The sequence below is a fragment of the Pediococcus pentosaceus ATCC 25745 genome, from assembly GCF_000014505.1.
Classification (GTDB): Bacteria; Bacillota; Bacilli; order Lactobacillales; family Lactobacillaceae; genus Pediococcus; species Pediococcus pentosaceus.
In genome coordinates this window covers 547234-561966 of the sequence record NC_008525.1, presented here as the reverse complement: position 1 = coordinate 561966, position 14733 = coordinate 547234, and the positions used below count along the sequence as shown (strand labels likewise).

At 39.2% G+C, this 14733-nt stretch carries 14 protein-coding genes, 1 pseudogene and 1 other annotated feature; of the genes and pseudogenes, 9 read left to right on the top strand and 6 right to left on the bottom strand.

The window, feature by feature from the left end; genetic code table 11:
* Positions 1 to 90: 90 nt before the first annotated feature.
* Entirely contained in the window at positions 91 to 921 is an 831-nt protein-coding gene (locus PEPE_RS02505; RefSeq protein ID WP_011673106.1) for an AraC family transcriptional regulator, read from the top strand.
* Positions 922 to 1257: 336 nt separating this feature from the next.
* Here the strand turns inward: PEPE_RS02505 and PEPE_RS02500 are convergent, their stop codons facing one another.
* A complete protein-coding gene (locus PEPE_RS02500; protein ID WP_041526953.1) occupies positions 1258 to 1590 on the bottom strand; it encodes a tyrosine-type recombinase/integrase in 333 nt (110 codons plus the stop codon).
* Positions 1591 to 2043: 453 nt separating this feature from the next.
* On the opposite strand from PEPE_RS02500, the gene PEPE_RS09345 reads away from it, so the two are divergent.
* Positions 2044 to 2175, top strand: coding sequence for a hypothetical protein (locus PEPE_RS09345; RefSeq protein WP_011673104.1), 132 nt, complete (start codon positions 2044 to 2046; stop codon positions 2173 to 2175).
* A 6-nt stretch (positions 2176 to 2181) separates the two neighbouring features.
* On the top strand, positions 2182 to 2430 hold the full coding sequence (locus PEPE_RS02495) for a GlsB/YeaQ/YmgE family stress response membrane protein (RefSeq protein ID WP_003606447.1): 249 nt from the start codon (positions 2182 to 2184) through the stop codon (positions 2428 to 2430).
* 118 nt (positions 2431 to 2548) lie between these two features.
* On the opposite strand, the gene PEPE_RS02490 is transcribed toward PEPE_RS02495, so the two are convergent.
* Positions 2549 to 3154 (bottom strand): minor capsid protein, encoded by a 606-nt coding sequence (locus PEPE_RS02490; protein WP_011673103.1) that lies wholly within the window; start codon positions 3152 to 3154, stop codon positions 2549 to 2551.
* A 280-nt stretch (positions 3155 to 3434) separates the two neighbouring features.
* Here PEPE_RS02490 and PEPE_RS09160 point away from each other — a divergent pair, with 280 nt between their 5' ends.
* Complete coding sequence (locus tag PEPE_RS09160; protein WP_233418268.1) at positions 3435 to 3767, top strand: hypothetical protein; 333 nt, start codon at positions 3435 to 3437, stop codon at positions 3765 to 3767.
* A 153-nt stretch (positions 3768 to 3920) separates the two neighbouring features.
* Here PEPE_RS09160 and PEPE_RS02480 read toward each other — a convergent pair whose 3' ends face one another.
* Positions 3921 to 5294, bottom strand: coding sequence for an MFS transporter (locus tag PEPE_RS02480; RefSeq protein WP_011673100.1), 1374 nt, complete (start codon positions 5292 to 5294; stop codon positions 3921 to 3923).
* Positions 5295 to 5332: 38 nt separating this feature from the next.
* Positions 5333 to 6862, bottom strand: a complete 1530-nt coding sequence (locus PEPE_RS02475) for a multicopper oxidase family protein (RefSeq protein WP_011673099.1) — start codon at positions 6860 to 6862, stop codon at positions 5333 to 5335.
* A 127-nt stretch (positions 6863 to 6989) separates the two neighbouring features.
* On the opposite strand from PEPE_RS02475, the gene PEPE_RS02470 reads away from it, so the two are divergent.
* Complete coding sequence (locus PEPE_RS02470) at positions 6990 to 7181, top strand: hypothetical protein (protein WP_011673098.1); 192 nt, start codon at positions 6990 to 6992, stop codon at positions 7179 to 7181.
* 248 nt (positions 7182 to 7429) lie between these two features.
* Here the strand turns inward: PEPE_RS02470 and PEPE_RS09240 are convergent, their stop codons facing one another.
* Positions 7430 to 7603 (bottom strand): hypothetical protein, encoded by a 174-nt coding sequence (locus tag PEPE_RS09240; RefSeq protein WP_011673097.1) that lies wholly within the window; start codon positions 7601 to 7603, stop codon positions 7430 to 7432.
* A 615-nt stretch (positions 7604 to 8218) separates the two neighbouring features.
* On the opposite strand from PEPE_RS09240, the gene PEPE_RS02465 reads away from it, so the two are divergent.
* Positions 8219 to 8620: a pyridoxamine 5'-phosphate oxidase family protein gene (locus tag PEPE_RS02465; RefSeq protein ID WP_011673096.1), complete on the top strand. Its 402-nt coding sequence runs from the start codon at positions 8219 to 8221 to the stop codon at positions 8618 to 8620.
* 107 nt (positions 8621 to 8727) lie between these two features.
* Positions 8728 to 9657 carry an IS30 family transposase gene (locus tag PEPE_RS02460; protein ID WP_011673095.1) on the top strand — a complete coding sequence of 310 codons (930 nt, stop codon included), beginning with the start codon at positions 8728 to 8730 and terminating at the stop codon, positions 9655 to 9657.
* A gap of 191 nt (positions 9658 to 9848) precedes the next feature.
* Here PEPE_RS02460 and PEPE_RS02455 read toward each other — a convergent pair whose 3' ends face one another.
* Positions 9849 to 10409: a recombinase family protein gene (locus tag PEPE_RS02455; protein ID WP_011673094.1), complete on the bottom strand. Its 561-nt coding sequence runs from the start codon at positions 10407 to 10409 to the stop codon at positions 9849 to 9851.
* A gap of 397 nt (positions 10410 to 10806) precedes the next feature.
* Positions 10807 to 11083 (top strand) — a binding site (T-box leader).
* 59 nt (positions 11084 to 11142) lie between these two features.
* Here PEPE_RS02455 and PEPE_RS02450 point away from each other — a divergent pair.
* Complete coding sequence (locus PEPE_RS02450; RefSeq protein WP_011673093.1) at positions 11143 to 12261, top strand: 5-methyltetrahydropteroyltriglutamate--homocysteine S-methyltransferase; 1119 nt, start codon at positions 11143 to 11145, stop codon at positions 12259 to 12261.
* A gap of 165 nt (positions 12262 to 12426) precedes the next feature.
* Positions 12427 to 13581 (top strand): annotated as a pseudogene (locus PEPE_RS02445) (APC family permease); the annotation flags it as partial.
* Positions 13582 to 14733: the final 1152 nt, after the last annotated feature.

The following is a 14733-nucleotide window of genomic DNA, read 5'->3' as shown; positions in this document are numbered from 1 at the left end:
TAAATAGCAGTATAGTGTAGCTATTTATTAATTAGTTGAAAAACATTTTCACATATTTAGCAAGATATTTTAAGTAAATGGAGAACTCATATGAATGGTGAATATAAAACTTTAGCGAATAAAAGCTTCGAAAGTAATGTACTCTTTTTCGGGCAAGAGGCTTGCCTACCGAATTACACTTACAAAGGTAATAATGTCAGAGACAGCTATGTTATCCATTACATCCAGGAGGGTAAAGGTACCTTTGCTGCAGCTAACCATCCAGCAACCGTATTAAAAGCCGGCGATATTTTTATACTACCTAAGGGAACACCTTGTTTCTATCAAGCTGACAATGACCAACCGTGGAAATACTTTTGGATCGGTTTTTCCGGTATCCGTATCGAAGCAATGCTTTCTGGTTCTTTATTAGCTCAGAAATGCTACTTACGCCAAGTACAAAATGGCCAATTTTACGCCGATCTCTCTGAACTTTATAAAGTTTTACACATCCCTAATTCATTGATAAATGATGTTCTATTAGGGTCTTTGATCTATCGAATGTTCTATGACTTATTGCGCTGGTATCCCGCTGACGCCACCAACATAAAAGTAAAGTCAACTGAACAATTTAACTTAGCTGTTTCTTACTTGCAAGAAAATTATAGTACTGGTTGTACCATTATGGACCTCTGTCATTATCTTAATTTATCACGAAGCTATCTCTACACCTTGTTTAAAACGCACGCTAATACCTCGCCACAAAAATTACTAACTAAATTGCGCTTAGAAGATGCTAAACAGCGTCTAAGCACTAGTAATAATTCAGTGCAAAGCATTGCCAATATGGTAGGCTACAAGGATAGCTTCACTTTCTCCAAGGCATTTAAACGCTACAGTGGTGCTAGCCCCAGCTATTATCGTAAAAGCATTGGAATCTAAATCATAATGACCACTATGTTGCCCGTGTGATTTGTCTTTCTGCTAATGCTATCGAATTACATAAGGAATAGTTGACCTGTAAAAATTATGGTACCACCGTAATAACGCGCGACTTTTTTCAATTTTGCTGTGTGTTGATATTAACTGATACAGCCTTTTTTAAACAAACAAAAACCGACAATCAACGCGCTATTGTCGGCTTTTGCAAATAAGAATTATTTTGTTTATGCGTCTGCAAGATACAAAGTTGAGCTTCGAAATCCCGCAGCAATCGCGTTTATTTAATTATCTTTGAGTTCTGTGTGTTTCGTGTGTGTGTTTGAGAAATTTAGTCAATCATACCCACTTAGCAAGCATTTCTAACGAACGATTCTGATCAACATGAACATAAGTCTGCATGAACTCTTCTAACGTATGTCCCATACGCGCTGCCGCCCACGGATAACTCATCCCGGCTGTATTCCCAAGTCTTGTTGCAACTGTATGCCGCAATGAATACATCGACCACTGCATCTCTTTAGGCGCAGTAATATCGGCTTCATTACCAAGTTTGATTAACATTTCATTCAAACTAGCTTGAGTTACTGGATATCTTAACTTAGCAACACGATAGTCATTTAAATTCAATAGAATAAATTTATTATGGTTTTTAATTCCTTTTTCTCGCAAAAATTTATTCTCGCGCGTTTTATAATTAAGTTAGCCACGCAGCCAAAATGGTAAAAAAAAGACACCAAGACGAAAAATTCAGGTATCATTGAAATTCCTACAACAAACAATGAAAGAAGTTTTCGTCTTGATGCAAGAACAGTCTATCACACCACGCCCAAAAGGTCACATCAGGATTTGGGTTAGAATCGTTTGGCTTAGGTTCTGGGTTAGGATCAGCAAAAAATTGCAAATTTGTTTTCATCATCAAAACTCCTTTTTAAGTCCGTAGACTAAATTGTTTGTAAGTGCAATAACTAAATCAATTATTCTTTAACGCCTGTAATTGAGAAAAAGGCAAATCAAAAATTCCTATTTTAAAAAGAATGGCACAATCGAATAACTTGTATGCAAATATTCAATTGCCTATAATTAGATTTAGAAGAATGCAATTTAGATAATGGAGGATTTCATATGAAAAGATTTGGACTTTGGTCAAAATTATCAATTATCATTTCTATATCTCAACTTTTATTAGCCATTTTTAAAGAAATTCAAAACTATAACAAATCTAAAAAACATCCTTCGAAAAATAAGAGAGGATGATGTTTTATGCATTGGTTATGGGTTTTAATTATTGGTGCCATCATTGGTGCTATTGCTGGAGCAATTACTAGCAAAGGAAAATCAATGGGGTGGATTGCTAATATTGTTGCCGGATTAGTTGGTTCCTCTATTGGAGAAGCTATACTCGGATCTTGGGGCCCTCAATTAGCCGGAATGGCAATTATTCCTTCAATTATTGGAGCAGTAATTGTTGTTGCTGTAGTTTCTTTCTTTGTCGGTAAATCAAAGAATTAGTTTTTAAGCTTCATTTAAGGTTCTTATACTAAATTATAGATGCTAACTTAGTTAGCACCCCTCGACTTTGTTGTGAGCGAAGCCAATTAATAATATTCCTGACCCACTTAGTTTTAAACTAAGTGGGCTTTTTTTGTTCCTTAAATACCCTATCAAGTTCACCAGACAGCAGATTCCCATCTTCATCACAGGCTACCAGCTGGCAACGACACCTTGGATGAGTATCCGTGACTGGAATCGGTGCTTGTCCATAGGCAAATGTTTGTCTATCAAGTGGTTCACAAATATCACAAACACGATCATCTTCCTCGGTTAACCACATCACATACTGAACATTCTGTTCATCATACGCTCTATTCTTACCACCGTTGCTATTGCGTATAGCTTCATTAGTTGTTAACGTATGAATTCTGGATAGCATTTGGTTCATAGGCGTTGCTAAATTGTCATCAATTCGATCACCGCTTTGAGGAATACTGCGGGTCACTTTATTGATGTCTGATTTTTTCATGCGGCGACTCAAACCCTTGTTCAGGGTTTCTTTCATTCGTGTCGTCATAACGTCGCCATGCACCCAAATTCGTTGAGAATACTCAGCTTGATTGGCTACTTTATCTGGAACTGTTGATAGTTTATTAGGGCTTGAATTATTATAGCCATCGATATACTGCTGTTTGAGTTCATTAACTGCAAATGATTCACTTTTTGCTGTAGCAATATTCATACCGCGCCAATCATTGCACCCAACATATCACGCCGAGAAATAGATGCTTGGGCAAAGATTGCTTGCAAGCGTTTAGACAATTTATCACTAGGACTAGCGTTAGCTAGCATTTCATCAATTGCTTGGTAAAAGGTAGATTGTAAAATTAATCCGAACGCTGTTCGGACAAAAAAGATCAGCGTTCGGATTAATTTTACAATCTACCATAACTGCTATACTAAAAGTGAAAAGAAGAGGAGTGATCGTTTTGAAATTGTATCAAAGCCTTACCCAAGTCTAAATCAACGAACAATTTGCTGGTCAAGCAACCGGCTACAAGCTTTCCACGACCCTTGATAAGCCGCTGAACTACGATCCAACGATTCTCTATCAGTATTTGGATACCGTCCTGAAACCGGGCAGTCGCCACGACGAAAACAACTTGCGCTACGTGACTGATCCGGGCTATATCGGCGAAAACTTTAATTACCAAAGCGTCCCGTTTACTTTGCACATGACCGAATTCGACGAGAAGATGGCCTTCGCACGCAAACTGGTGGCCGACCTTAATCGTCATTTATCTGTCAACATCAAACCGGAAGATGAAACTATCGAACTGGTCTTTGTTGATTAAAGCAATCCTGTTGCCCTCCTTTCCTAGTCGCGATGCTTCTCTCCTGATCATTTGCGGCTAAGCACCCAGTCAAGCATGCTTAGTTGCAACAAAAATGACCGTCTACTTTTTGGTAGGCGGTCATTTTTGTAGATGCAAAGCACGAATTCGCAGCTATACCGCTTTCTTCGCGACTTCCTTTGGTAACGTCAACGCCAACAGCAAGCCAATCAGGCCCACGCCAGCAAACACAGCGAAGGTAACAGCAAAACCGCCAGCATGACTTCGCAGCGTGGTTTGCATGCCATCCAACAACACTGTGGCGAACATGACACCGGCAGAACCGAATAACTGACGAGCCGTCGTTGTAACCGCAGTGCCGTCTGCCACAAGCTCATTCGGCAAAGCATTCGCGCCAGCCGTCACTGAAGGCATCATCACAAAGGCATTGCCGGCTTCAGTCGCCATCGCCAACATAATTGCCCCAATCAGTGGTAAATGATGGGCAAAGACTGCTAACAGACCAAAGCCGCCAGTAATCAACAACATGCCAATCATGGCCACGACACGCGGCCCAATGCGATCCAGTAGACGCCCGCTAATTGGATTCAAAATACTCAGCAACACCGCAGCTGGCACTAAGGACAAGCCAGAAATCAACGGTGACAAACCAAGTAGCGTTTGAAAGTAAAGCGGCATCAGAATGGTGGTGACAATCAAACCGACGTATGAAATTCCAGTCATAAACACCGCTTTAGTAAACATACCAGTGGCAAAAACTCGCATTTGCAACATTGGTGGTTGGCGGTTCAATTGCCGAGCAACGAAAATACTAGCTGCCAGAATGCCTAAAATCAACAAACCAACCACGCCAACAGTTAAACCTTTTTTCGACAAAGCACCCAAGGCGTAAAGTAGAATTGGAAAACTTGCGGATAAAAGGAAGGACACCCAGTCCAGTTGCGTCGGTTGCAATGGCATGACAGACGCAATGGTCACCGTTGAAACGGCCAGCACAAGCAGCGAAACGACCAAGAAGAACAAGAATAAGGCCTGCCAAGGGAACCATGTCAGCAAAACACCGGAAATAATCGGACCGACTGCCAAGGCTGAGCCCATGACCAATCCCGCCGTGCCCATCACCCGACCACGCTCACTATGCGGCGTAATCGTCAGCAACACGGTCTGGAAACTCGGGAAAATAATCCCGACCGCAATCGCTTCAAGCAACCGGCCAATCATGAGCACGATAAAACTCGGTGCCCAGATACATAAGCCTGTCCCAATGGCAAAAATGAGTTCAATCGCTTGGAAAAGCCGTTGGAAAGGAACATTATGCAATAGCCATGGACTAACCGGAATCATCAAGGTCATCACCAACATAAAGCCGGTTGTCAGCCAAGCAACTGTATCCGCTCCTAAACCAAAAGCTTTCATAAAAGCAGGATAAGCGGTGCTTAAAGAAGACTGCGAAATTGACATCGAAAAGGTACCTGTCAGTAACGTGGCGACAAAAGCCCCGCGATGTTTGATCGTTGGAGAGTGCATATTAAAATCATCTTTTCTATATTAGTATTGTGGGACGTTTACATTTTCATTCCCATTTTTTCATAAGACTGCATACCGCCCATCCAAATCTCAGATGGTTTGACGCCACGTTCTTTAGCCAAGGCCATCATTAACGTATCCATATCCATCAATTTATATTCTTGCTTTGGCTTGGCTGGATCGAATGCTTCAATCTGTGCCATCATGCCGCCATCTTCGTGCTCAATGATATGACAGTGATACATATAAACCCCTGGCAGATCAAAGCGAACCAGCAGCCGAACCGTTTCCCCAGGATTCACGCCAACGGTATCTTTGAAACCATGTTCATTTGGATACGGCGCATGCCCATTCCGCGACAAGACTAAGAATTGGGTTCCATGCACATGGAATGGATGAACCATTCCAGGCGCATCATTGCTATTGGTAACATCCCAGTACTGGGCTTTGCCAATCGCCTGCGTGGCATCAATCCGCTGCATAGCAAATTTTTTACCATCGATCGCGACACTTTCGTCCATTCCCTGCATCACAACATGGCGAACTGGCAAATCCGGATCAACCACTGGTGCCTTCACGTCGAACAACTTATCAGGCAAAGTTGTCTGATCCGGTTTGAACGCATGAATGCGGAACTTTAACAATGGCACATCATCCGTATATAAGGTAACCACATCGCCTTCATGGTATTGGCCAAAATCAACAATCACTTCGGCACGCTCAGCACAAGTTAGCATTAGATGGGTGAATTTGACCGGATCCGGTAACAATGAGCCATCTCCACCAATTTGCGTAAATGGTAAGTCATTAGAAAAATGCAACCGCCATTCACGGCGATTAGCACCATCTAGAAAACGCAACCGGACCTTTTGCGTGGTGACATCAAAATAGGGATTGATTGTACCGTTAATCATTGCGGTTGGCCCAGCAACACCGTCAGGATCATAATCAGCCCGGTAGTCCCACTGATTGTTTTCGTGAAAACGTCGATCTTGCAAAATGACTGGAATATCGTTAACGCCATAGTTCCTTGGCAATGGCAGGCTGGCTTCATGGTCGTCTTTGACAATCACCATGGCAGCCAAACCATGCCAAACCTGCTCGGCCGTGGATGGGCATGGATGCGCGTGCAGCCACAAAGTCGTCGCCGGTTGGTCCAATGTGAAGTCGATATGCTTACTTTCACCCGGATAAAGCGGCGCATGGCATCCGCCATCAACATAAGGGCCACTGACATTAGCCCCATGCCAATGAAAAGTGGTCAACTCAGGCAGGGTGTTTTTCAATGTCACATGCGTATGTTGACCACGGCGATACACAATCGTCTGACCTAACAGACTGGCATTATAGCCCCACGTCTTGGTCTTCGCCCCTGGCAACAGTTGTGTTTCCCCAGCCTCTGTTGTCACCGTGTAATAAACGTCGGTCGCTGTCTCTTTATCCGGTTTCAACAACGGCGGCACATTTAAGGGCTTCTCAGGCGCATCACTGACCTCAAGCGGCACGTACCCACCATCGTGTAGATCAAACGCTGGCTCATCAAAGAAATAGTCCGTATAGTTTTTCATCGTGATTTCCCCCTCTGACAAGAATTTTAACATTTTTTAGGGTTGCCATAAACATAATTTAGAATTAATCTAAAGTAGTAGCGAAAAATGGTATAGGTCTTATCCAATACACTTGAGGAGGATTTTCATGCAACAAATATCGAAAACAATGGGCTGGCTCATGCTGGCGTTAAATGTGGTGCTGCTGATTCTAATTGGTACTATGCACAATATGGCAGCAATGTGGTTAATGGGTCTGATTATGACTTTGGACACTGTGACAGGGTTAGTTGCCGCTTATCGGCCCCAGTCAAGTCAACAACACGCCCACCAGCACTAATTGTTAAAAATTTGCTACAAGGCCCTTCTGGACTCTTTGACTGGCATTCCTTTTATAATAGGAAAAGAATTCATAGTGCACTCAGCTCCCCTTGCAGGTTGAAATCACAACGATTGCGAACCAAATGGCCGCATGCTTTAATGCTTTCCATGGTTCAAATAAGTTATTAATCGAAATTAATGATTTATTTGAGCTGTGGAAGCTAAACGCGGTTCTTGATCTCTCTTAAAATCTGTCTCACGTATTGACTACAATCCAGTTGGTTTAGGAATTGTGATTTGTTTGTCTGGAATTATCAATACTGCCAATACTGATTTAGCATTTTTACCATTGGCCCCATCTCTTGAAGCACATGCAAGTTTGATTTGGTCAAAATCAAACCCACTATCCGCAGCTGCCAGGGCTTTTTTAGATACGCTCAAGAAATTATTGCCAACTGATGAACAATGATTATTGTTCAAAGGGGATCCGGTTCAAAAAACAATAAAAATGTAGTTTAAAAAATATAGCAATCATTTACCGTACTAGTTCGCGAATAATTCGGTTAATGATTAGGATGTTGAAAAAGCCCAAGAGAATCGGTTCACTTTGGCTTTTTATGTAGATTTTATAAACTCGTCAGCTTTGACTAGGTTAATATCGCTGTTTCCACCATGATAACTTGCATAATAGTAACCCCAGCGCATGACGGTTATATGATGAATTATAATTCCGAGGTCACGTAAAATATCAACCACAATTAAGGTAGCTCAAAGAAAATCAAAGATAGTAACCAACAGCTACAAAAATAATTTTTTCTAGAAATGCCATTCTCTTTAAAATGATTTTTCACCGTAGCTACCTCGTTTTTTAGGTTAGCTAAATGCAAAATCAATTTGGTCTGAGAATTTTTGCATCAGAACCTTATTAAGTCAAGCTAGGTTGGTACAGACATTTCATTAGAGAAAAATTTTAGGGAGTGATAATGTAAAAGAACGGTTTAAATTAGTTTAAGGAATATTGTGTCGGAAAGACACTTTATATTGGAGGAAAATACTATGCAAAGCTTGACAGAAGAAATGAAAACTATGATTGGAGAACAATTTCCTTTTTTAGCTACAGTTGATAAAGACGGCTACCCTAAGGTGGGACCTAAAGGATCATTACATGTATTGGATGATCAACATTTAGTATACTATGAGCATACATTTCGACATGCTTACAATAATGTTATTGCTAATGGTAGAGTAGCTGTGGCGGTCGCTAATCGAAAAGAACAAAAGGGCTTTCGCTTCGAAGGTGTTGCGCATCTTCATGAAAACGATGAAGTTACAGAACAATTATTGCCAAAACAAGTTGTCGAGAGATTTAATCATGGGGCTATTGTAATCATCGATATTCAATCTATTTATAAGCTTGATAATACCCTTGAAGCCGGGACTCGTATAATGGAAGATTAACGTTATTTGGTAGATTGTAAAATTAATCCGAACGCTGTTCGGACAAAAAAGATCAGCTTCCTTTAAAATGGTGTTTACCACAAACCCATTTTTTAGGAGCTGATCTTTTGTCTAGTATAACCTATTCTGAACGAATTAAAATTGAAACCTTTTGTGAGCTAGGACTGACCAATATCCAAATGGCTGAGCGGTTAAAACAATCTCCGTCTACGATTTCTTATGAATTATCTCGTTGTCAACCTTATCAAGCTGAATTAGCACAGGCCAACGCTGAATATAAACGGGCGCATTGTGGCCGAAAAACTAAACTGAATGCCAAATTAAAGCAAACCATTCTAAACCATTTACGTCTAAGCTGGTCACCGGAAGTGATTGCGCATGAGCTTAAACTAGCCACTAAATCTATTTATAATTGGCTATATCAGGGGAAAATTGAATTCTCCTTGAGTGAACTACCTGAACATGGGCTACGCCAACGGCGTAACCTTGACCAACGTTCTAAATATAATCAATCATTAGGGCGTTCAATTGAACAACGACCAATTGTGATTAACCAACGTAACCGCATCGGTGATTTTGAAATAGATACAGTGGTTGGCCCTCGTGGACATAGCAAGGCTGCTTTATTAACGCTAATTGATCGCAAATCACGTTTTCTTTGGGCTTACCGATTAAAAGATCGGACAGCGGCGACTGTTAATGAAGCCCTAACTATGTTTCTAACAACTTTTAAGAGACCGGTACACACCTTTACTGTCGATCGTGGAACTGAGTTTAGCAATCTAGTGTCATTTGAACCACAATACGGTATTCAGACCTATTACTGCCATGCTTACACGCCCGCTGAACGCGGCAGTAATGAACGATTCAATCGGAACTTACGTTATTTTTACCCTAAGGGGACTTGTTTTGAGCACATTAGTGCTCAAGATTTAACAACGACGTTACTCGAAATTAACCAACGCCCCCTTAAAGTACTTAACTGGCAAACACCTTACCAAGTGATGCTGACTAATTTGTCAAAAAATTCGGATTAAATTTGCAATCTACCATATTAATAAACAGCTAATATAGATAGTTCCTCCAATTTAAAAATAAATTTTGCTTAAAAACTAGTTAAACCAAGTGATAATTCTTCTATATGAGGGGTTATTTGAGTCTTCATTTTTAAACTATTTAAGCCATCTTGAGTAATTTTAGGATCAATCTTTTGCAATTCTTAGCATACCTATTTTTCAATTAACTTAAACCGTCGCTGCTGCGTGCGTTTACTAATCCCCGTCTTTCGTTCAATCATTTTATAGGTCATGCCCTGTTTTCGTAATTCGTAGGCAAATCTGATCTGTTCATCAGAATACGTTTTCGGTCGCCCTTCCCGAAACAACGGATCGTGTTGCTTGGCATACAATTTACCTTCTTGTGTGCGTGTGACAATCATATCGCGTTCAAACTGTGCAAAGGCACTAAATATTGTAAAAATGAGTTGGCCAGTCGGCGTATTATCAATTAACCCCATATTCAAAATATTAACTTTGACATTTTCTTTAAACAACTCTTGGATAATGGCTAATGCCTCGCGCGTGTTCCGTGCAAACCGATCTAACTTAGTCACAATTAAAGTATCACCTATTTTTAGAACCCGCAATAGTTTTTGGAACTCTGGTCGTTCAGTAGTTGTGCCGGTATACTTTTCTTGGAAAATTTTTTGGGCACCGGCTACTTGTAATAGCTCAATTTGAGTTGCTAATTTTTGATCAGTGGTACTGACCCGCGCATAGCCATATTTCATTCTTTTATCTCCTAACTTATGTCATTAAGTAATGGCACGGTTCTAACCCTTTAATTATACAGCATCAAAAAACAGGCCACAACTGTTAAGTTGTGACCTTTTTTGGCTCTATTTAAACACTTTTAAACATTATATTGGTAGATGTAGATTGTAAAATTAATCTGAACGACGTTCGGATTAATTTTGCAATCTACCCTTTAACTACTTGACCAACAATCTATTAAAAATATTAGCTACAGACTGCCATTTAAGGCTTGTGAGCTTATTAAAAATAAAATTTTAGTTTTCCAAATGATAGTGATAGGTTGGTTATCTAAAGAAGTACATTATAAATAGATGTGAATTTTGTGTTGACATTTTAATTCTTTTGACTATAATTCTTAATTAAATTGATAGAATGAAAGCAATGAGAAGATGAGTAGTCTCAGAACGGTATTGAGAGAGTTCACATTTGATGAGAGTGAATTGCCGGGAATTGATGAATATGGTCTTTGAGCTGGGGGTTATTGAGCCGTTAGCAAAATAACCTGGTGAACGCACCTTATAGCGTAATAGTTCAATGAATCCTCATTGTTTATAAAACAATGGGATTGTCAGTTTTTTTGGACTTGATAAGTCACTTAGCGCAAGTTATGTGAAAATTAAGGTGGTAACACGGCAATATCGTCCTTATACAGATCAATTCTGTATAAGGGCTTTTTTTTATCTAAAAATACTAATAGGAGTGATTAAGATGACAATAGCAATTAGAGAAAGTTTCCCCTACAGATATGATGAAGTAGGTAGTTTATTACGTCCAGAAAAATTAAAACAGGCCCGTGATAATTTTCGCAATAATAAAATTGATGAATATGCCCTTCGAAGAGTTGAAAACAAAGAAATTGATCGTATCGTAGAAAAGCAAGTAGAAATTGGCTTGAAAGCGGTGACTGATGGCGAATTTCGCCGCAGTTGGTGGCATCTTGATTTTCTTGCCGGATTAAATGGAACACAATATTTTATCCCCCAAAAAGGTTATAAATTTCAGGGTGAAGAAACAAGAAGTGGTGGCATCAAGATTATTGACAAGGTAACCTACAATCCTGACCATCCATTCTTTAGAGACTTTAAATACCTCAATAGCATTGTACCAGATGGAATTACAGCTAAACAGACAATTCCCAGTCCCTCAGTTCTATTTCCCATTGAACAAGCTGAAGTTTTTGACGAATACTACAATGGTGACTTTAATGAATTTCTAAATGATACGATCGAAGCTTATAAAAGAACGGTTCAGCATTTTTATGACTTGGGTTGTCGTTATCTTCAGCTTGATGACACGTCATGGGGAATGTGGGCAAGCTTCTCTAAAGGAACTTTATCGCCTGAACTCAGACCCTTTGCTGAAGCAACAGTGAAGGCAATTAATAGCATTGCTGACAGCAAGCCAGATGACTTAACGCTAACAATGCATGTCTGCAAGGGAAATTATGATTCTCATTATGCTGGCGGTGTTGGTGCTTATGATTCAGTTAGCCCATATTTGGCCCAACTGCATATTGATGGTTACTTTTTGGAATATGATGATAATCGTGCTGGAGGGTTTGAACCATTGAAACTAATTTCTGAAAATGGCCGTCAACAACGTGTGGTTATTGGTATTGTTACCAGTAAGCGTCCCGATTTAGAAAACATAGATTTCTTAAGAGGACGGATTGAGGATGCTAGTCAATATATTGCATTGGAAAATCTTTGTATTTCACCGCAATGTGGATTTGCCTCAACAGAGGAAGGTAACCGTCTAACTGAGGATGATCAGTGGAATAAATTAAATTTAGTGATTGATACAGCTAAGAGTGTTTGGAAAGACTAGTTCTTAACAATTAATATTTTCTGAGTTCACAACGAAAATATTATTGGTCAGGGAAGATAAAAAATTATAAGCAGATACTATCATTTTAAAAATAAATAGAACCCGTTAAATGATTTTTTATACTGTTTTATAAATAAAACTTATTAAAATTTGAGAGCATATTATATGGAAGAAAACACAAGCTATGATGAAGGACTCAAAGTTAGTCTTTCCACAAAAGATTTATTAGTTTATGGTATTACATTCATGATCCCGGTTGCACCACTCGCATTTTATGGATCATTCCTAACCCCTGCAAATGGTATGGTTGCTTTAGCTTACTTTGTAGGAATGGTGGCAATGCTCTTTACAGGATTTAGTTATGCTACGATGTCGAGGAGATACCCATTTTCAGGATCAGTTTATACGTACGTTCAACAAGGAACTAATGCCGGTTTAGGATTTATTGGTGGTTGGGGGATTACACTTGATTACTTTTTGATTCCCACCATCACCTATTTAATCAGTAAATCATTCGGTGAATCGTTATTTCCGACAGTTCCTGGGTGGGCATGGATCATTATCTTAGTGATATTTAATACTATCGTCAATATTTTAGGTGCAAACGTTGTTACTAAAATTAGTTGGGTTTTGTTTGCACTCCAAGGAATTGTTTTAGTTGCTTTTATTATTGGCACCATTCGACTACTTCTTTCGGGTGCTATTCAACCACAAACGATTTCATTTTATAATCCTCAACACTTCAACATACAGGGTGTTCTCCAAGCAACGGGTATTGTCATTGTTAGTTATTTAGGCTTTGATGCCATCAGTACGCTCTCTGAAGAAGCGGAAGATCCACATCGCTCAGTAGGGAGAGCTATTATTCTTTCAATTTTATCAATTGGTATTCTGTTTGTTGTTATTACTGTTTTGGCTGGATTTGTAGCTCCAGATTATCAAAATCTCAATCAGAATACTGCCTTTCTCGGTATTCTTCAACGAGTTGGTGGCACATGGTTAGTTAAATTAGCAGACATTACAATTATTCTTTCATTCGGCTTCGCCAGTGGTCAAGAAGGTCAAACCGCAGTTTCACGGATTCTTTACGCTATGGGCAGAGATGGCATTTTACCTCCTGCTTTTGCTAAATTGCATAAGAAGTATCGAACACCAATCTTTGCCATTGTTCTAGTGGGCTTGGCTTCACTAATTCTATCACTAACGCTTTCACAAGATACGGTTTCTAATCTGGTTAGTTTTGGTGCCTTATTCGGATTCATTTTGTTGAATCTTTCGGTCATTTGGAAGTTTTATGTAAAGGGAGACCACGGTTCAGTTTTTAGTAAAGAACGTGTCGAAACAAAATATTATGAAGACGATACTAAAATTTATTTAACCTTACTAAAAAAGCAAGATATTCTGGATTTAGATTTATCTCGAGAACGGGTTAAAAAACGTGTTATTAGCAACATTTCAACGACTGGTAACACCAAGTATGCTGAAAAACTAATTTCTAAATATTACAGAGATTTCGACTACGTTTTTGATATGGTTCGAGCTGAACAAGCTCTTCCATCCAAAAAAGATAACTTTTTAAAATCAATATCCGAACCTAAACCCACTCCCAGATTTCAAATTCATAAATATGATTTAGTCAAACTCATCGATGGTCGCCTTGCGATAGTATTTAGTATCAACGATGCTAATACAGAATACGAAGTGAGAGTTGAAAAAGGCTCCGAAAGCTGGGAACTCATTACCATTAAACAAATTGATATTGCACACGTCTACCAACATTTAGATTCATTTTTATCACCAACTAAAATATCGTTATCAATCAAAGATGTTTTTTTCAAACATGACGTGAATTTTCTAATTGAGGAATTTCCCGATATTAATGTGGAGACCCTTTGTACTGATAGTGAGTGGTTTGATTTAGAAAATAAATTAGAAGGTTTGTTACTCAAATATAGTCAAATATCTAATAAACAATCACATAATATCGGCATTCGAATACAACAAATGCTTGATATTATTCCCGAAAAATATGTCGATGTACGTTTATCCTCCGTAGTTCCTCCCACTCTAGAAGAAATCGATCAACTGGAGGAACTGGATGTAGTTAAATTAAAAGATGGTAAATTTGCTACAATCGTATTTGCTCCACCTCATCCCTATTCCTGGGATATGCACTTTGATTTTGATATTGGAGATTCTTCAACATCATGGGCCACTCCGATTACCGAAATTGCTGAAATTATATTTTTTCATTCTAAAAATCTACCAATCCATCTTAATAAAATGCTTACTAAAGAAGCCATCCAGAATTTACATGTCTTGGTACCTGACTTTGATGTTAATAAAACTCTCAGTAAAGAAGAGTTCACAAAACTTTACGACCTCATTGATCATAAATTAATGACTCAAGGCTTTGATACAAATGATGAACCAACTCCAATCGGATTAATGGCCGAAAACTTATTAACCGAA